Origin of the sequence: Achromobacter sp. NFACC18-2, assembly GCF_900108985.1 — a bacterium.
Taxonomy (GTDB): Bacteria; Pseudomonadota; Gammaproteobacteria; order Burkholderiales; family Burkholderiaceae_B; genus Achromobacter.
The window spans coordinates 76,919-94,640 of record NZ_FNYM01000001.1 but is presented as its reverse complement, the minus strand read 5'-3'; the positions used below and the strand labels follow the sequence as shown (position 1 = coordinate 94,640).

The following is a 17,722-nucleotide window of genomic DNA, read 5'->3' as shown; positions in this document are numbered from 1 at the left end:
CATGCGCACGGACGACGACGCCCCCGATCCGCTGGACCCGGCTGACACCCTGGCCGGCTTGCCCGGCTATGCCGAGCTGCAATGCCAATCCAATTTTTCCTTCCTGCAGGGCGCCTCGCACCCCGAGGAACTGGCCGCGCGCGCCGCCGAACTCGGCTACGCCGCGCTGGCCCTGACCGACGAATGCTCGCTGGCGGGCGTGGTGCGCGCCCACACCGAGGCCAAGACCCTGAAACTGCCGCTGATCGTCGGCGCCACCTTCCAGTTGCGCGCCGCGCCCGATGCCGCGCCACTGGGCCTGACCCTGCTGGCGCAGACCCGCGAAGGCTACGGCAACCTCTCCGAACTCATCACGCTGGCCCGCACCCGGGCGCCCAAGGGCGAGTACCGGCTCTCCCCGCAAGACCTCGCCGATCCGCCCGGCGGCTACGCGCATCTGCGCAGCCTGCCAGAATGCCTGGCCATCCTGACGCCCGCCTACGGCACCGACGCCGACCGCATGGCCGACCAGGCGTGCTGGCTGGCGCGCCTTTTTCCCGGCCGCGCCTGGGTGGGACTGACCCTGCTGCACCAGTCGCGCGACGACCTGCACCGCGCCGCCGTCGAACACGCGGCCCAGGCGTCGCAACTGCCCGTGGTGGCGGTCGGGCAGGTCCAGATGCATATCCGCTCGCGCAAGCCGCTGCACGATACGCTGACCGGCATCCGCACCCGCCGGCAGGTGTCGCAATGCGGCTACGAACTGTCCGGCAATGCCGAACAACACCTGCGCAGCCGCATGCGGCTGGCCAGCCTGTACCCGCCCGACGCCCTGGCGCAAACCCTGGCCGTGGCGCGCCGCTGCACGTTTTCGCTGGACGAGCTGCGCTACGAATATCCCGACGAGATCGTGCCGCCCGGCCATACGCCGGCCAGCTACCTGCGCCAGGAGGCGCTGGCCGGCGCCCGTCGGCGCTTTCCGGCGGGGGTGCCGGACAACGTGGCCGCGCAGATCGAAAAGGAACTGGAGCTGATCGCCGAGCTGGGCTACGAGGCCTACTTCCTGACGGTCTACGACATCGTCAAGCATGCCCGCAGCATCGGCATCCTGTGCCAGGGCCGGGGCTCGGCCGCCAACTCCGCCGTGTGCTATTGCCTGGGAATCACCGCGGTGGACCCGCAGCGCGGCAACAACCTGTTCGAACGCTTCATCAGCAAAGAGCGCAACGAACCGCCCGACATCGACGTGGACTTCGAACACCAGCGCCGCGAAGAAGTCATCCAGTACATCTACGGCAAGTATGGCCGCGAACGCGCCGCCCTGACCGCGGTGGTCATCTCGTACCGGCCGCGCAGCGTGCTGCGCGATACCGGGCGCGCGCTGGGGGTGGACCCGGGCGTCATCGATGCCGTGGCCCGCGCCCACCAGTGGTGGGACGGCAAAAAAGAAATGCTGCGCACGCTGGGCGCCTGCGGCCTGGACCCCGAATCCCGGGTGGCGCGCCAGTGGGCGTCGCTGGCGCAGACCATGATGGGCTTTCCGCGCCACCTGTCGCAGCATCCGGGCGGTTTCGTGATCTCGCGCGGCAAGCTCTCGCGCCTGGTGCCCATCGAGAACGCCGCCATGCAGGACCGCAGCGTCGTGCAATGGGACAAGGACGACCTGGACGCCCTGAAGCTGCTGAAGGTGGACGTGCTGGCGCTGGGCATGCTGTCGGCCTTGCGCCGCACGCTGGAACTGGCCAGCCAGCGCCGGGGCCGGCCGCTGACCCTGCAGGACATCCCCGAAGGCGACGCGCCCACCTACGACATGATCTGCGATGCCGACACCATCGGCGTGTTCCAGATCGAATCACGCGCCCAGATGACCATGCTGCCGCGCCTGCGTCCGCGCGAATACTACGACCTGGTGGTGCAGGTGGCCATCGTGCGCCCCGGACCGATCCAGGGCGGGATGGTCCACCCCTACCTGCGGCGCCGCCAGAAGAAAGAGCCCGAAACCTACCCCAGCGAAAGGGTGCGCGGCGTGCTCAGCCGGACCATGGGCGTGCCCATCTTCCAGGAACAGGTCATGCAGATCGCGGTGGTGGCGGCCGGCTTCTCGCCCGGCGAGGCCGACCAACTGCGCCGGTCGATGGCCGCGTGGCGGCGCAAGGGCGGCGTGGACAAGTTCCGCGTCAAGCTGGTGGGCGGGCTGCTGGCGCACGGCTACACGCTGGAGTTCGCCGAGGCCCTGTTCCGGCAGGTGGAGGGGTTCGGCGAATACGGTTTTCCGGAAAGCCATGCCGCCAGCTTCGCCCTGCTGGCCTACGCCAGTTCCTGGCTCAAGCGCCACGAACCGGAAGCCTTCCTCGCGGCCCTGCTCAATTCCCAGCCCATGGGCTTTTACGCGCCCGCGCAACTGGTGCAGGACGCCCGGCGCCACGGGGTCTGCATCCTGCCCGCCGACGTCACCGTCAGCGGCTGGGACGCCGCGCTGGAAGAACCGCCTCCCGGCCATCCGGGCGCCGCGCGCCGTGCGCACGCCCACGCGCCGCCGTCCGAGCCGCCCCGCCCCGCCGTGCGGCTGGGCCTGGGCCTGATCCAGGGCATGCGCGAGGACGCCGTCCGCCGCATCGAGGCCGCCCGGGCCGACGCGCCCTTTGCCAACACGGCCGACCTGGCCCGGCGCGCCGGGCTCAACCGGCACGACCTGAACGCGCTGGCGGCCGGCGACGCCCTGCGCACGCTGGCGGGCCACCGGCGCCAGGCCAGTTGGGAGGCCGCCGCCAGCGTGCAAAGCCGCGACCTGCTGCGCGATGCCGAGATCGTGGACGCCCAGGCCCCGCGACTGTCCGCCCCGACCGAAAGCCAGACCGTGGCCGCCGATTACCGCAGCGTGGGCCTGACGCTGCACAGCCATCCCGTGGCGCTGCTGCGCCCCCAACTGGCCGCGCGCAATTTCCAGCCGGCCTCGGTGCTGAACGGCTACCCCAACAAGCGGGTCGCGCGCGCCTGCGGCATCGTCACGGTGCGCCAGCGCCCCCAGACCTCCAAGGGCGTCATCTTCGTGACGCTCGAAGACGAGACGGGCCCCGTCAACGTGGTGGTGCGCCCCGACCTGATCGAACGCCAGCGCCGCGAGCTGCTGGGCGCTACCCTGTTGGGCGTGTTCGGCGCCTGGCAGAGCGTCGACGGGGTGCGCCACCTGATCGCGCAGCGGCTGGTGGACATGTCCGACCTGCTGGGCGGACTGGCGGCGCACAGCCGCAACTTTCACTGAGGATTTCCGACCCGCCCCCTTTTCAGGGCCCCCGGCCCGTCGCGGACCGTTGCAGGGCGTGCACGCGCCCGGCGCGCCCTAAGCACAGCGCCTCGCCGCTGGTCTATCATGGCTTTTTGTCCGCTCGTTGTAAGGAGTCCTACATGATCCGCAAGCTGATCCCCTTCCTGCTGGTTGCCAGCCTGGCCGCGTGCGCCAATACCGGCGGCTCGCGCACGTCCAGCGCGCCGGCCTCCAGCTCCTCGGATGCGTCCTCGAGCGTCGGCGCCGGGACTTCCTACGGTTCGTCGTCGGCCATGCCCGGCAGCACCAGCGGCAAGACCTGCGACGCGGGCCCGCTGCAGTCGCAGATCGGCCAGAAGGCCACGCCCTCGGTCATGGAAGACCTGCGCACGCGCAGCGGCAGCACCACCGCGCGCATGCTGCGTCCGGGCCAGGTGGTCACGATGGAATACAACAACACCCGCCTGAACCTCATCGTGGACGACAAGGACGTCATGACCGCGATCCGCTGCGGCTAGGCCACTCCGGCGGCGGGCGGCACATGGGGCAGGAACGCCCCCGCCACTTCGAACGCGCACTCTTCGCGCGCGATGTCGATCACCCGGGACACCACCGGGTTGACGATGTTCTTCTTATGGACCGCGTAGTAATTGATGGTCGGCAGGTCCGGCTGCACATTCAACTGACAAAGCGCCCCGCGCGCGACCAATGGCGCGAAATACGCGCCCGGCAGGTAGCTGATGCCCAGGCCCAGCATCGTCAGCTGGGCCATCATTCCCAGGCTGTTGCACGTCAGGACGCGCTTGACCGGCATCCCCTGCTCCGCAAACCAGGCGTCATACAGGTGCGAGAGCGCGGAATTCGTGGGTTGGGAAATCACCGGATAGGGCGCCAGGTCCTGCGGCGTCAGGTTCGCCGAGACATCGATATCCAGCGCCGGACTGGCCATCCAGACATTGGTGACCGCGCCCAGGTGGGTGCAATCGTACTGGTAGCCCCAGAACGGCCCCGGCATGATCGCCAGGTCCAGCTCGTCCTTTTCCAGCCGCTCGTACAGCGTGATGCCGCCGTCGATCTCGGGCATCAGCTGCACGCGCGGGTAGCGCTGGCTGATCTGCTTGATCAGCCCCGCCAGCCAGGTCATGCCGACCAGTTCCGTCACGCCCAGCCGCACCACGCCCTCGAAGCTGGCCGGATCGGCCATGTTCTGGACGATGCGGCTGTTCAGTTCCAGCATCTGGCCCGCCAGCTCGAATAGCTTGCGGCCCTGTGGCGTCATGAGCAGCTTCTTGGCCCGCCGCTCGAACAAGGGCGAGCCGGCAAAGGCCTCCAGTTCCCCCACCCGCTTGGCCACGGCCGATTGGGTGGTGTGCAGCTTGCGCGACGACGCGCTGAAGCTGCCCAGTTCGGAACTCCAGTAGAAAGCCTCTAGCTGTTTGAGGGTGTACATCGCCGCGGAGGAAGAAAAGCGCATGGAAACCCTCACATTATCCTCGCGGCCGCGCGGCCCCGGGAGTTCAGCCGCGCGGATGCAGGATGTCCGCCAGGAAACGCTGGGCGCGCGGATGCGCCGGGGCGCTGAAGAAGCGCTCGGGCGTGTCCACTTCCAGGATCTCGCCCGCGTCCATGAACACCACGCGATCGCACACGTCGCGCGCGAAGCCCATTTCGTGGGTCACGCACACCATCGTCATGCCGTCCTTGGCCAGGCCCTTCATCACCTGCAGCACCTCGCCCACCATCTCCGGGTCCAGCGCGCTGGTCGGCTCATCGAACAGCATCACCGGCGGCTGCAGGGCCAGCGCCCGCGCGATCGCCACGCGCTGTTGCTGGCCGCCCGACAGCGATCCCGGATAGGCGTCGATCTTGTGCGCCAGCCCCACGCGGTCGAGCAGGCCGCGCGCCAGTTCCACCGCCTGCTTGCGCGGCTGCTTGCGGATGTTGACGGGCGCAAAGATCACGTTCTCCAGCACGCTCATGTGCGGGAACAGATTGAACTGCTGGAACACGAAGCCGATCTTCTGGCGCAGCGCGTTCAGGTTGGCGCCCTTCTCGTAGATATCGGCGCCGTCGATCAGGATGCGGCCCTTTTCGATGGGCTCCAGCCGGTTGACCGTGCGGATCATGGTGGACTTGCCCGACCCCGACGGGCCGCACACCACCACGACCTCGCCCCGCGCCACCGCCAGGTCCACATCCTTGAGCACATGATGCTCGCCGTACCACTTGTTGACTTTCTCGAGTTTGATCATGTTTTTTTCCTTTAGGCCATGGCGCGCGAGCGGCGGATGCGCAGGTCCAGCCAGCTCACGCCGCGGCTCAGGCTGAAGCACACCACGAAGTAGATGATGGCCAGGATGCCGAACACCTGCAGCGGCTGGGTCAGCACCAGGTTGTTGACCTGATTGGCGGCAAAGGTCAGTTCGTTGACGCTGATGACATAGCCCAGCGACGTTTCCTTGATGGTGGAGACGAACTGGCTGGTCATGCTGGGTAGCACGTTAAAGAGCGCCTGCGGCAGCACCACCTTGCGCATCGTCGTCCAGTAGCCCACGCCCAGCGAGCGCGAGGCCTCGATCTGACCGCGCGGCACCGCCTCGATGCCGGAGCGGATCACCTCGGACAGATAGGCGCTTTCATAGACCACCAGCGCGAAGATCAGCGTCCAGAAGCCGCTGACCACCTGGCCGGTAAGCTTGGGCACGACGAAATACGCCCAGAAGATCAGCATCAGCAGCGGCATCCCGCGCACCACATTGACGAGCGCCTTGCTCGCCGTGCGCAGCCAGCCGTAGGGACTGACCCGGGCCAGCGCGATCAAAAGCGCCAGCGGCAGCGACATGGCCAGGCCCAGGGCCGCCAGGATCAGCGTCAGCGCCAGTCCGCCGAGCGGACCGTTCGGGTATTGGCCCACGAGCAGCGTGGGCCAGTATTGCATCAGGAGATCAAGCACCATGGCCTCCGCGGTTCAGACGATAACGGGCGTAGAGGCGCGATCCCAATGCCATGATCAGGAACGATCCCAGCAGGTACATGATCGTCGCCGCGCCGAAGGTGGCGAAGGTGCGGTAGGTCTCGTTTTCGATCTCCCGGGCCTGGTAAGTCAGCTCCATCACCCCGATCGCCATGGCCACGCTGGTGTTCTTGAACAGCAGCAGCGCGCGGCCGACCAGCGGCGGAATCGAGATGCGCACCGCCTGCGGCACGATCACGAAGCGCATGCATTGCAGATAGCTCGCGCCCAGCGCCCGCGCGGCCTCGAACTGGGTGCCCGGAATGGCGCGCAGCCCGCTGCGAATGTCTTCGGCGATGTAAGCGGCCGAACCCAGCGCCAGCGCGATCGCCGCCAGCGACATCTCGGCGTTGTGCGCGTACAGCCACATGCGAAAGCCTTCCGGCAGCAGCTCGGGCATGCCGAAATACCAGAACAGCACCTGCACCAGCAGCGGCACGTTGCGGTGGTATTCGACATAGGCGTCGACCAGCCAGCGGCACGGGGCCAGGTTGGTGGCGCGCACCACCACCAGCGTCACCGCGATGGAAAACGCCATGACCCAGGCGACCAGGAAAAGCTGCACGGTGACGGCCATGCCGCTGAGCAGTAGCTGGTATTGGGAAGCGTCTAGAAAGCTCATAAAACTATCAATCTCCTGCGATCGGGCACTCGACGCCAAGCGTCACGGCTCCCCGCGCGTTGCCTGGCGTTGCCTTGCAAGACGCGGGAAGCCGTGACGGGGACTGGCGAAAGACAGCGCTGCGGTCCGCGCCCTCAGCCGGCGATCGGGCCGATCTTGAAGCTGCGTTCCAGCTTGTACGGCGTTTCCGGACCGAACCACTTGTCGAACAGCTTGCCGGCCGCGCCCGAGGCCTCGGCCTCATCCAGCGCCTGGTTCACCGTTTGCAGGAAGCGCGGTTCGGACTTGCGCACGCCCAGGCCCCAGGGCTCGTCGAACACCGCCTTCGGAATCACGCTGACCGGCGCCGTCGGCGGGCTTTGCAGCACCAGGCGCACCAGCACCAGCTCGGAGGCGAACTGCGCGTCCACCTTCTTCTGCTGCAGGGCCAGGTAGGTGGCCGAGCTGTCGCCATAGCCGATGACCTGCGACTTGTCGAGGATGCGCTTGATTTCGCGCTCGGAGCTGGAGCCCTTGGTCGCGCCGATGCGGCGGCCGTTCAGGGCTTCGATCGAATCCAGGCCCGAATCCTTGCGCACCAGCAGCTTTTGCGGGCTGACGTAATAGGCGTGGCTGAAGGCGATCTGCTGGGCGCGGTCGGGCGAATAGCCCAGGTTGGCCGCCAGGATGTCGACGCGCCCTTCGTTCAGTTCAGGCACGCGCGCCGCCACGGACAGCAGCTTGTAGTTGATCTTGACGCCCAGCTTGTCGGCGACGAGCTTGCAGACGTCCACGTCGTAGCCCACGAGCTGACGCGTCGCGCCATCCTGGAAGCTGAACGGCTGCGAGGTGCCCAGCGTGCCGCAGATCAGCTCGCCGCGCGCCTTGATGTCGTCCACCTGGTCGGCATGGGCAAGTCCGGCCAGGCCCAGCGAGGCCAAGCCGAGGCAGGCGGCAAATAGAGTGTGACGCTTCATTGTTGATTCCCCTTGAATGGTTGTGTGGTGAACAGACTGGATGTGGCGCTGAATGAATCGATCCGGCGGGCGTCAGGCCAGCCTGGCGCAGGCCTCGCGGATGGCGGCGCATCCCTGGCGGATATCGTCCAGCGATGCGGCGAACGACAGCCGGAACGTGCCCGGCGCGCCGTAGGCGTGGCCGTCGATGACGGCAACACCGGCTTCGCGCAGCAGGTAGTGCGTGAAATCGGTATCGGTGGCGATCACATCGCCGGCCGGCGTCTTCTTGCCCAACAGGCCCGAGCAGTCCGGAAAGACATAGAAGGCGCCCTGCGGCACGACGATGTCCAGGCCCGGCGCGCCGGACAGTTCGGCGATCGCCAGGTCGCGGCGTTCGCGGAACACCTTGGCAAACTCGACCACGCAGTCCTGCGGGCCGGTCAGGGCTTCGAGCGCGGCCGCCTGGCTGACCGACGAGGCGCCCGACGTGCTTTGCGATTGCAGGATCGCCATCGCCTTGATGAGTTCGTCCGGGCCGGCGCCATAGCCGATGCGCCAGCCGGTCATGGCATAGGCCTTGGACACGCCGTTGACCACCAGCGTGCGCGCGGCCAGTTCCGGCGCCACCTGCAACGGGTGCACCGTCGGCTCGCCGGTGAAGTTCAGGCGCGCGTAGATGTCGTCGGTCATCAGCCAGACGTGCGGATGGCGCTGAAGGACCTCGGCCAGGCCGCGCAGCTCGTCCGCGCTGTAGACCGATCCGGTGGGATTGCTGGGCGCATTCATCATGAGCCACTTGGTGCGCGGCGTGATGGCGCGTTCCAGCGCTTGCGGCGTCACCTTGTAGTCCGTGGCGGGCGACGTTTCCACGGCAACGGGCACGCCGCCGTTGACCAGCACCATGTCCGGATACGACACCCAGAACGGCGCCGGGATCAGGACTTCGTCGCCGTCGTTCAGCGTGGCGGCCAGGCCGTTGAAGATCACCTGCTTGGCGCCCGTGCTGACGATGACGCGCGCGGCCGGGTATTCCACGCCGGTGGCTTCCCGCAGATGGGCGGCCGCGGCCTTGCGCAGGGCGACCGTGCCCTGCGCCGGCGGATACTTGGTCTCGCCGCGGTTCATGGCGGCGGTGGCCGCCTGGCGGATGTGTTCGGGCGTGGAGAAATCCGGTTCGCCGATGGTCAGGTCGATGATGCGGCGGCCCTGCTCGCGCAGTTCGGCAATGATGGCGCGCGCGGCAACGCTGGGCGACAGCTTGATGCGCTTGATGCGGTCGGCGACGATGCTCATTGGGCCGCCCCCGTCTTTTCGGCCAGGGTCTTTTCCAGCCACGGCTTGGTGTACGTGCCGGCGCGCAGCTTTTCCTTGGCCACGGCTTCGTCGGCTTCCTTCTTCAGGGCCAGGGCCAGCACCGCGCTGGCATGTTCGGCCGGGATCACCACCACGCCATCGGCGTCGCCCACGACCACGTCGCCGGGCTGGACCACCTGGCCGCCCACCGACACGGGCACATTGATCTCGCCGGGGCCGTCTTTGTAGGGACCCTTGTGCGACACGGCGCGCGCAAAGCAGCCGAACTCGCCCTGCGCGAACACGTCCGCGTCGCGCACGGCGCCGTCGATCACAAAGCCTTCGATGCCGCGCGACTGCGCGTCCATCATCATCAGTTCGCCGACGAGCGCGTTGCTGGTGTCGCCCGCCCCGTCCACGACGATCACGTCGCCCGCGCCGCCCAGCGAAATCGCCTTGTGGATCATCAGGTTATCGCCCGGGCGGGTCTTGACGGTGAGCGCCAGGCCGACCGTGCGGCGCGTGCCGCCGTGCAGCGGCCGCAAGCCCGACACGCCGTACAGGCGGTTCATGCAGTCGCTGATCTGGGCCGAGCCGATGCTGGCGAAGCCGGCCAGCACGTCGGCGGCGACGGCCGGCCCGGGCCGGGAAAGTATGCGATATCCGATGGGATTCATAAGGGAAGTCAGGTGTGAATGCGGGATGCGTTAAAGCGAACCTGCATTACAAAGCCGCACAAGCCTTTCCTCAAAACGATATAAATTCCCATCGATCCACGAATTTTTTTCGTGGATTTCAGGCTTTACGGGTTATCCCTTATTCGTGCATCCGGGTGCGGACGGCCTTGGACAACGCCGTCAGTCACCGCTTTGGATCACCCGCCGCCGCCCACCGCCGCCGTCAATCATCCCCGCCGGCCGCGCTGCGCGCCTCGGACAAGGCCACCGTCAGATGCATGACCTTCTTCTTCAACTGGTCGCGCTCGTCGGTCAGCTTGGCCAGCAACTGCCGCAGCCGCGCAATTTCGGCGGGCATGTCCTCGATGCTGTCGATCGGCACCTCGGGCGGCGCCTCGCGCGGCGCCGGCGCCTTGGCCTGGCGCACTTCCCTGGCGGCCTGCTGCAGTTCCTTGCGGCCGCCGGCCACGGCCGCGGCCTGGCGTTCGGCGGGCAGCGACGCCACCGCCGCCGCGGCGTTGATGGAAATCGCGCCCTCTTTCACCGCGCGCACCAATTCGGGCGCCGCGCTCTTCTGGATTTTCTCGATCTGGCCCAGCGTATTACTGCTGATGCGGGCGGCGCGCGCCAGCGCCTGGCGGCTGGGCACGGCCGGCTTCCAGTTCGTGTTGGCGGGCATGCGGGGCGCGGCGCCTTCCTGCGCCGGAGCGTCCTCATCCCAGGGCGGAGATCCGTCATCGGGCGGTCCGTCCTGCGGCGCCCCCTCGGCCGGCGCTTCCTCGGCGGCGGTCCGCGCCTGCAGGATTTCCTTTTTGCGCAACGCCAGCACGCCGCGCTGGAAGTCCGACACGCTGCGCCGGCCCAGGTGGTTTTCGATCATCCACAGATGCACGTCGTCCATGGACTTGAAGTGCGTGTTCTGCGTCGTCCGGAACGGGATGCCGTGCTTCATGCACAGCGCATAGCGGTTGTGGCCGTCGATCAGCAGGTCGCCCCACAGGACGAGGGCGTCGCGGCAGCCTTCGGCCAGCAGGCTGCGCTCCAGCGCGGCGTGCTCGTCTTCGGTCAGCGGGTCTATATAGGCGCGCAGGCCTTCATCTATCCTGATATCCATGGTGTCCAAATCGTGTACGGCCCCGCCCTACGCCAGCCCCTGCCCGCGCAGCACGTCCTGGATCGCCGCCAGGCGCGCGACCGGGTCGGTCAGCCCCAGCAGCGTGGCCTTGTCGTCCGGCGGCAGGGGCAGCAGTTCGCACCAGCGGTTCGCCACCCAGCCGCAATCGTCCAACCGGAACGGCGGCGCCAACGGCATCTTCCGGGCGGGCACGCCTTCCTGCTGCCACTGGGCCACCAGCCGGCCCAGCGCATCGGCGCTGCCCTGCATGGCCGCCGGCACGGGGGTGGGCGGGTCATCGGGAATGGGCTCGGTCTCGCCCATCCAAAGCCCGTATTTTGCCACCTCGCTGGACCGCAGCCGGAAGCGCGTGGTGCCCATGCAGCGGATTTCAAGCAAGGCCGGCATGGGCGCTTCCCAGGTATCCACGCGCGCCATGGTGCCCACCGGAGACAGCGTCTCCACGCCTTCCGGAGAGCGCACCTCGCTGCCCGCCAGCAGCCCCACGATGCCGAACTCGGCGCCCTGCGCGATGCTGCGGCGGATCATGTCCAGATAGCGCACCTCGAAGATGCGCAGATGGACGACGCCGCCCGGAAACAGCGGATTGGATAGCGGAAACAAGGGAATCAGCGACATGGCCGCCTCCAGTTCATGTCACGCGGAAGACATCTTCCACGGGCACCTGCAGGTGAAAAAACACGTTACGCCGCCGCCGTTTCGCGGCAGACTCACATCATAGGCCCGATTCGCGGCTCGCCTTGGCCAGGCGCGCGCACCGGCCCCCATCCCGCACGGAGACATCATGCCCCAGCTATCCGCCTACCTCAGTTTCGACGGCAATTGCGCCGAGGCCATGCGCTTTTATGAACGTGTGCTGGGCGGCCGCCTGGACGCCCTGGTCCGCTATGCGGATGCGCCCGCGGACGCCGCCATGCCCGTGCTGTCCGACGAAGACGCCACGCGCGTCATGTATGCGCGGCTGACGCTGGACGAGCAGACGCTGCTGGCCAGCGACGCCACCGCCGGGCACCCGTATCCCGGCAAGCAGGGCGTGGCGCTGGCGCTGGCCTATCCCACGGTGTCCGACGCGCACCGCGTGTTCGACCAGTTGGCCGAGGGCGGCAGCGTCACCCTGCCCCTGCAAAAGACGTTCTGGGCGGAAGCCTACGGCGCGCTGATCGACCGTTACGGCACCCGCTGGATGGTGAGCGGCGGACGCCTGAGCCACTGAGGGCGCGGGCGGCCAGCCCGGGCGACCGGCCTGGAGTTCAGGTCCGCGCTTCGCCCTGGCCGCCCGGCCGGTGCGCCGCCAGCACCTCGTGCAGCGCCTGCGCCGCGCCCTGCAGCACCGGCACCGCGCGCAGCAGATCGTCCAGCATGACGCGCGCCGTGGGCGCATGGCAGGCCACCGCCGCCACCACGCGGTCCTCGCCGTCGCGCACCGGCACCGCCACCGCGCTCATCCCGCGCACGAATTCCTCGTTGTCGATGCCGATGCCGCGCGCGGCCAGCCGCTCCAGTTCCGCTTCCAGCCGGGCCGGATCGGTCAGCGTGCGCGGCGTGTTGCGCGTGAGCGGCAGCCGCGCCAGCACGCGGCTGCGCTCCAGCCGGTTCATGGACGCCAGGAACAGCTTGCCGCTCGCGGTGCAATGCATGGGCACGTGGCTGCCCACCGCGAAAAACAGGCGCAGCGGCTCCGACGTCTCGACGCGTTCCATATAGACGACCCGGTCGCCGTCCGGCGCGGTGAGGTTGCAGGTCTCGCCCAGCGTGCCCACCAGCTTGGTCAGCACCGCGCGGCAGGCGCGCGTGAAGGCGCAGGCGCGCAAGGTGGCAAGCGCGAGCGAGGTGGCCTGCGGTCCGGGCACGAAACCGTTTTCGGTGGGCGTGGCCGCCACGTAGCCGGCGCGCTGCATGGCGGCGAGCAGCCGCATCAGCGTGGTCTTGGGCATGTCCAGCCGCTGCGCAAGCTGCGCCAGCGTGGGCGGATGCTGGGCGCGGGCCAGGTGATCCAGCACCAGCAGCGCCCGCAGCGAACGCGCGGCCTCCTGCTGCCCGCCCGCATCGTCGGCGCGGCCATCGGCCGCCTGGTCCGATGCTGCACTGCGATTTTGAAACCGAAGCTGCATGTTCTGTTCCATTTCTCCGCCCCTGCGCGTGTTGTGCTTTGTTCTGTGCGCGCGCTTCCTAGAATCGCCTCAGATGCCCGCCCGGTCCGCATGGCGTAGCGCGGACCGCGGCCCTGCCGGACAAATATAAGGGAGACCGCGTGGAAATGTCCGATACCGTCGATTACATCGTGGTGGGCGCCGGCTCGGCCGGATGCGTGATGGCGAACCGGTTGAGCGCGGACGGCGCGCATGCCGTCTGCCTGCTGGAAGCCGGCCCCCGGGATACCTATCCGTGGATTCATATCCCCATCGGCTACGGCAAGACGATGTTCCACAAGGTCGTGAACTGGGGCTTCTACACCGACCCCGATCCGAACATGCTGGGCCGCCGCATCTACTGGCCGCGCGGACGCACGCTGGGCGGCTCCAGCGCCATCAATGGCCTCATCTACATCCGCGGCCAGCAGGGCGATTACGACGCCTGGGCCGACGCCGGCAATCCGGGCTGGGGCTGGCACGACTGCCTGCCCTGGTTCCGCAAGCTCGAAAACAACGACCTGGGTCCCAGCCCCACCCGCGGCACGCAAGGCCCGCTGAACGCCACGTCCATCAAGACGCCCCACCCGCTGGTCGAAGCGCTGATCGGCGCCGCCGGGAAACTGGGCATCCCGCACCTGCGCGACTTCAATACCGGCGATCAGGAGGGCGTGGGCTACTACCAGCTCACCACGCGCAGCGGCCGCCGCTGCTCCACCGCCGTGGCCTACCTGCGTCCGGCGCAGGACCGGCCCAACCTGCGCATCGAGACCGACGCGCACGCCATGGCCGTGCTGTTCGAGGGCACCCGCGCCTGCGGCGTGCGCTACCGCCAGGGTGGCCAGGTGCGCACGCTGCGCGCGCGGCGCGAAGTGGTGCTGTGCGCCGGGGCGCTGCAATCGCCGCAATTGCTGCAGCTTTCGGGCGTGGGCCCGGCCGGCCTGCTGCGCGAATTCGGCATCGGCGTGGTGCGCGACCTGCCCGGCGTGGGCGAAAACCTGCAGGACCACCTGCAGATCCGCCTGATCTACGAGACCACCCGGCCCATCACCACCAATGACCAGTTGCGCACGCTGACCGGACGCCTGCGCATGGGGCTGCAATGGCTGCTGCTGCGCAGCGGCCCGCTGGCCGTGGGCATCAACCAGGGCGGCCTGTTCTGCCGGGTCGATCCGGCCAGCCGCACGCCCGACACCCAGTTCCATTTCGCGACCCTGTCGGCCGACATGGCCGGCGGCAAGGTGCATCCGTTCTCGGGCTGCACCTATTCCGTATGCCAGCTACGCCCGACCTCGCGCGGACGCGTGCGCCTGCGCAGCGCGGATCCGTTCGAGGCGCCGTCGATGCAGCCCAACTACCTGTCGACGGACCTGGACCGCCGCATGGCCGTCGCCGCCGTGCGCTATGCGCGCCGGCTGGCCGCGACCGAGCCGCTGGCCGGCCTGATGAAACGCGAGTTCCGCCCCGGCGCGGACGTGCGTTCCGACGACGAGATCCTGCATTTCTGCCGCGAATACGGCGCCACCATCTTCCACCCGTCGGGCACCGCAAAAATGGGGCCGCGCAGCGATCCCATGGCCGTGGTCGACGCGCGGCTGCGCGTGCACGGCGTGTCGGCGCTGCGCGTGGTGGATTGCTCGATCATGCCCACGCTGGTCTCGGGCAATACCAACGCGCCAGTCGTGATGCTGGCCGAGCGCGCGGCGGATTTCATGCTGCAGGACGCGCACCAGTCGCGTGCGCAGGCCGTGCGCGCGCCGGCCCGCATGGCAATGACGGACCCAGGATAGGAATCGCATATCGCATATCGCAGACAGACCCGGTCCGCGGCAACGCAGATTGCCCGGCCGACCCACCAAAGGAGACTAGACATGGCCAAGCAAAACGAAGCGGCGGTGCGCAAAGTCGTCACCGCCTCGCTGATCGGCGCCACCATCGAGTGGTACGACTTTTTCCTGTATGGCGTCGTCGCCGGCATCGTATTCAACAAGCTGTACTTTCCGGCAGGCGACCCGCTGGTTTCCACCATGCTGGCCTACACGACCTTTGCCGTCGGCTTCGTCACGCGGCCATTGGGCGGGCTGATCTTCGGCCATTTCGGCGACCGCATCGGCAGAAAGAGCATGCTGGTGATGACGCTGATGATCATGGGCGTGGCCACTTTCCTGATCGGCCTGGTGCCCACCTACGAGACCATCGGCGTCTGGGCGCCCATTCTTCTGCTCCTGCTGCGCGTGTTCCAGGGCATCGGGCTGGGCGGCGAATGGGGCGGCGCGGTGCTCATGGCGTATGAATACGCCCCGCCCGACAAGAAAGGCTTCTACGCGTCGCTGCCGCAGATCGGCCTGGCCATCGGGCTGTGCTTGGCCTCCGGCACCGTGGCGCTGCTGTCCGTGTTACTGACCGACGAGCAGTTCATGGCCTGGGGCTGGCGCGTCGCGTTCCTGGTGTCGGCCGTCATGGTGGCCGTGGGCATGTACATCCGGCTGAACATCAAGGAAACGCCGGAGTTCTCGGCGGTCAAGGCGCAGAACGCCGAGAGCCGCATCCCCTTCATGGACATGATGCGGCGCTATCCGGGCAACGTGGTCAAGGGCATGGGCGCGCGCTACATCGACGGCGTGTTCTTCAACGTGTTCGGCGTGTTCTCGATCTCGTTCCTGACGCAGACCGTGCAGATCACGCGGACCGAGGCGCTGATCGGGGTGATGGCCGCGGCGCTGGTCATGTGCTTTTTCATCCCGTTCTTTGGCCGGCTGTCCGACCGCATCGGGCGCACCCGCGTGTATTTCTGGGGCTCGCTCATCACCGCGGCCGCGTCCTTTCCGGGCTTCTGGATGATGATCAACAGCGGCGGCAACGTGATGCTGATCTGGCTGGCCATCATCATCCCGTTCGGCATCCTGTACGCCGCCGTCTACGGGCCGGAGGCCGCGCTGTTCTGCGAGCTGTTCGACGCCAAGGTGCGCTACACCGGCATTTCCTTCGTCTACCAGTTCTCCGGCATCTTCGCCTCCGGGATCACGCCCATCATCGCCACGGCGCTGCTCAAGACTGGCGGCGGCCAGCCCTGGCTGATCTGCCTGTACGTGATGTTCGCGGGCGTGGTGTCGGCGGTGTGCGCCTGGCTGATCGGCCGCGGCAGGCAGCCGGCCGAGCTGGACGGCGCCAACCAGCCGTCCATGCAGGCGGCCGGTCTGCGCAAGGCGTAGCCGGAAGGCCGGCCGCGCCTCAGTCCCGCGCGGCCTGCGGCGGCTGCTGGGCCGGCCAGCCGCCGCCCAGCGCCTTGAACAGCGTCGCCAGCGCCGCCTGGCGCTGCGCACTGACGTCGATGTAGGCGATCTGGTCCGTGTACGCGCTGCGCTGCGCGTCCAGATAGCGTAGATGGCTGTCCACGCCGCCCCGGTAGCGCGCCTCGGACAGGCGCATCGCGACCAGGCTGGACTGCGCCAGCGCGCGGCGCGAGGCCTCTTCGCGCCGCAGCGTCTCGGTGGCCACCAGCGCGTCGGACACCTCCCTGAACGCCGTCTGGATGGTCTTTTCGTACTCGGCCACGGCGATGTCCTTGCGCACGGTCGCCAGGTCCAGATTGGCGACGTTGCGCCCGCCGGCAAAGATCGGCAGCGTGATCTGCGGCGTGAACGACCAGGCGCGCTGGCCCGAGTCGAACAGGCCCGACAGGTCCGCGCTGGAACTGCCGAACAGGCCCGTCAATGAAATGCTGGGAAAAAACGCCGCCCGCGCCGCGCCGATGCTGGCATTGCGCGCCTGCAACTGACGCTCGGCCGCCAGGATGTCCGGCCGGTTCTCCAGCAGGTCCGACGGCGCGCCCGCCGCGATCTCCTGCACCAGCATGGGCGCATCCGCCGTGCGCGCGGGCAGATAGGGAGACAGGTCGCGCACGCCCACCAGCAGGCCCAGCGCATTGCCGGCCTGCCGGACCTCGCGGTCCATCCGTTCCAGCTCGGCGCGCGACTGTTCGGTCAGGCCCAGCGCCTCCTGGTAGTCCAGGGCGGTGGCCGTGCCCGCCTGGCGGCGCTTGACGATCAGTTCCAGCGACGCCTCGCGGCTGGCGAGCGTCTGGCGCGTGACGTCCAGGCGCCGCTGCGCGCTGTCGCGGGCCACGTAGGCCTGGATCACCTCGGCCACCAGGCTGATCTGCGCGCTGCGCGCGGTGGCCTCGGTCGCCAGGAACTCCTGCAGGGCCGCATCGGACAGGCTGCGCACCCGCCCGAAAAGGTCGATCTCGAATGCCGTGAGGCCCACGCCGGCCTGGTAACTGCTTTGCACGCCGGACGTGCCGGTGGTGTTCAGGTCGCCCGGCACGCGCTGGCGCGTGCCCGTGCCCTGCGCGTCCAGGGTCGGCAGCCGGTCCGCGCGTGTGATCTGGTACTGCGCGCGGGCCGCTTCGATATTGAGCAGCGACTGGCGCAGGTCGCGGTTGTTCTCCAACGCCAGTTCCACCAGCTTGCGCAAGGCCTCGTCGGTGACAAAGGACTGCCAGCCGAGCGTCGCCGCGGCCGAGCGCCCGGAGCCGGACGTGGCGTTGCTCCAGTGCTCGCTTACCGGTGAGGCCGGGCGTTCGTAAACCGGGGCCATCGAACAACCGGCCAGCGCCGCGGCAAGGACCAGCGCGGAAATCCGCAAGGGAAAGAAGGTCTGCATCATGGA

Annotated in this window: 16 protein-coding genes; 5 read left to right on the top strand and 11 right to left on the bottom strand. The window is 68.3% G+C overall.

Annotated features, from left to right (window positions below; all coding sequences use genetic code 11):
• Nucleotide 1: 1 nt before the first annotated feature.
• Both BMW75_RS00450 and BMW75_RS00445 read left to right on the top strand, forming a co-directional pair.
• Entirely contained in the window at nucleotides 2-3,241 is a 3,240-nt protein-coding gene (locus BMW75_RS00450; RefSeq protein ID WP_092575387.1) for an error-prone DNA polymerase, read from the top strand.
• Between the two features lie 143 nt (nucleotides 3,242-3,384).
• A complete protein-coding gene (locus BMW75_RS00445) occupies nucleotides 3,385-3,762 on the top strand; it encodes an I78 family peptidase inhibitor (protein WP_076521144.1) in 378 nt (125 codons plus the stop codon).
• On the opposite strand, the gene BMW75_RS00440 is transcribed toward BMW75_RS00445, so the two are convergent.
• The 9 genes from BMW75_RS00440 to BMW75_RS00400 form a co-directional block, all read right to left on the bottom strand.
• Nucleotides 3,759-4,694: a LysR family transcriptional regulator gene (locus tag BMW75_RS00440; protein WP_175493070.1), complete on the bottom strand. Its 936-nt coding sequence runs from the start codon at nucleotides 4,692-4,694 to the stop codon at nucleotides 3,759-3,761. The genes BMW75_RS00445 and BMW75_RS00440 overlap by 4 nt on opposite strands.
• A 67-nt stretch (nucleotides 4,695-4,761) precedes the next feature.
• Nucleotides 4,762-5,496, bottom strand: a complete 735-nt coding sequence (locus tag BMW75_RS00435; protein WP_076521145.1) for an amino acid ABC transporter ATP-binding protein — start codon at nucleotides 5,494-5,496, stop codon at nucleotides 4,762-4,764.
• A gap of 11 nt (nucleotides 5,497-5,507) precedes the next feature.
• The gene (locus BMW75_RS00430) at nucleotides 5,508-6,197 is read right to left on the bottom strand and encodes an amino acid ABC transporter permease (protein WP_076522118.1); all 690 of its coding nucleotides are present in this window, start codon (nucleotides 6,195-6,197) and stop codon (nucleotides 5,508-5,510) included.
• The gene (locus BMW75_RS00425; RefSeq protein WP_076521146.1) at nucleotides 6,190-6,879 is read right to left on the bottom strand and encodes an amino acid ABC transporter permease; all 690 of its coding nucleotides are present in this window, start codon (nucleotides 6,877-6,879) and stop codon (nucleotides 6,190-6,192) included. The genes BMW75_RS00430 and BMW75_RS00425 overlap by 8 nt, the downstream gene beginning before the upstream one ends.
• Nucleotides 6,880-7,013: 134 nt before the next feature.
• On the bottom strand, nucleotides 7,014-7,835 hold the full coding sequence (locus tag BMW75_RS00420; protein WP_092575381.1) for an ABC transporter substrate-binding protein: 822 nt from the start codon (nucleotides 7,833-7,835) through the stop codon (nucleotides 7,014-7,016).
• Between the two features lie 72 nt (nucleotides 7,836-7,907).
• A complete protein-coding gene (locus BMW75_RS00415; protein WP_092575378.1) occupies nucleotides 7,908-9,110 on the bottom strand; it encodes an aminotransferase class I/II-fold pyridoxal phosphate-dependent enzyme in 1,203 nt (400 codons plus the stop codon).
• Nucleotides 9,107-9,787, bottom strand: a complete 681-nt coding sequence (locus BMW75_RS00410) for an RraA family protein (protein ID WP_092575375.1) — start codon at nucleotides 9,785-9,787, stop codon at nucleotides 9,107-9,109. Before BMW75_RS00410 ends, BMW75_RS00415 begins: the two co-directional genes overlap by 4 nt.
• A gap of 223 nt (nucleotides 9,788-10,010) precedes the next feature.
• On the bottom strand, nucleotides 10,011-10,901 hold the full coding sequence (locus BMW75_RS00405) for a ParB N-terminal domain-containing protein (protein WP_092576233.1): 891 nt from the start codon (nucleotides 10,899-10,901) through the stop codon (nucleotides 10,011-10,013).
• Nucleotides 10,902-10,928: 27 nt separating this feature from the next.
• Nucleotides 10,929-11,540, bottom strand: coding sequence for an LON peptidase substrate-binding domain-containing protein (locus BMW75_RS00400; protein WP_076521150.1), 612 nt, complete (start codon nucleotides 11,538-11,540; stop codon nucleotides 10,929-10,931).
• A 166-nt stretch (nucleotides 11,541-11,706) separates the two neighbouring features.
• Here BMW75_RS00400 and BMW75_RS00395 point away from each other — a divergent pair, with 166 nt between their 5' ends.
• A complete protein-coding gene (locus tag BMW75_RS00395; RefSeq protein ID WP_092575372.1) occupies nucleotides 11,707-12,135 on the top strand; it encodes a VOC family protein in 429 nt (142 codons plus the stop codon).
• Nucleotides 12,136-12,172: 37 nt separating this feature from the next.
• Here BMW75_RS00395 and BMW75_RS00390 read toward each other — a convergent pair whose 3' ends face one another.
• A complete protein-coding gene (locus BMW75_RS00390) occupies nucleotides 12,173-13,045 on the bottom strand; it encodes an IclR family transcriptional regulator (protein WP_092575369.1) in 873 nt (290 codons plus the stop codon).
• A gap of 134 nt (nucleotides 13,046-13,179) precedes the next feature.
• Here BMW75_RS00390 and BMW75_RS00385 point away from each other — a divergent pair, with 134 nt between their 5' ends.
• Nucleotides 13,180-14,841 carry a GMC family oxidoreductase gene (locus tag BMW75_RS00385; protein ID WP_092575366.1) on the top strand — a complete coding sequence of 554 codons (1,662 nt, stop codon included), beginning with the start codon at nucleotides 13,180-13,182 and terminating at the stop codon, nucleotides 14,839-14,841.
• 81 nt (nucleotides 14,842-14,922) lie between these two features.
• Nucleotides 14,923-16,263, top strand: a complete 1,341-nt coding sequence (locus tag BMW75_RS00380) for an MFS transporter (protein WP_076521153.1) — start codon at nucleotides 14,923-14,925, stop codon at nucleotides 16,261-16,263.
• Between the two features lie 19 nt (nucleotides 16,264-16,282).
• Here BMW75_RS00380 and BMW75_RS00375 read toward each other — a convergent pair whose 3' ends face one another.
• Nucleotides 16,283-17,719: an efflux transporter outer membrane subunit gene (locus BMW75_RS00375; protein ID WP_092575362.1), complete on the bottom strand. Its 1,437-nt coding sequence runs from the start codon at nucleotides 17,717-17,719 to the stop codon at nucleotides 16,283-16,285.
• Between the last annotated feature and the right edge of the window lie 3 nt (nucleotides 17,720-17,722).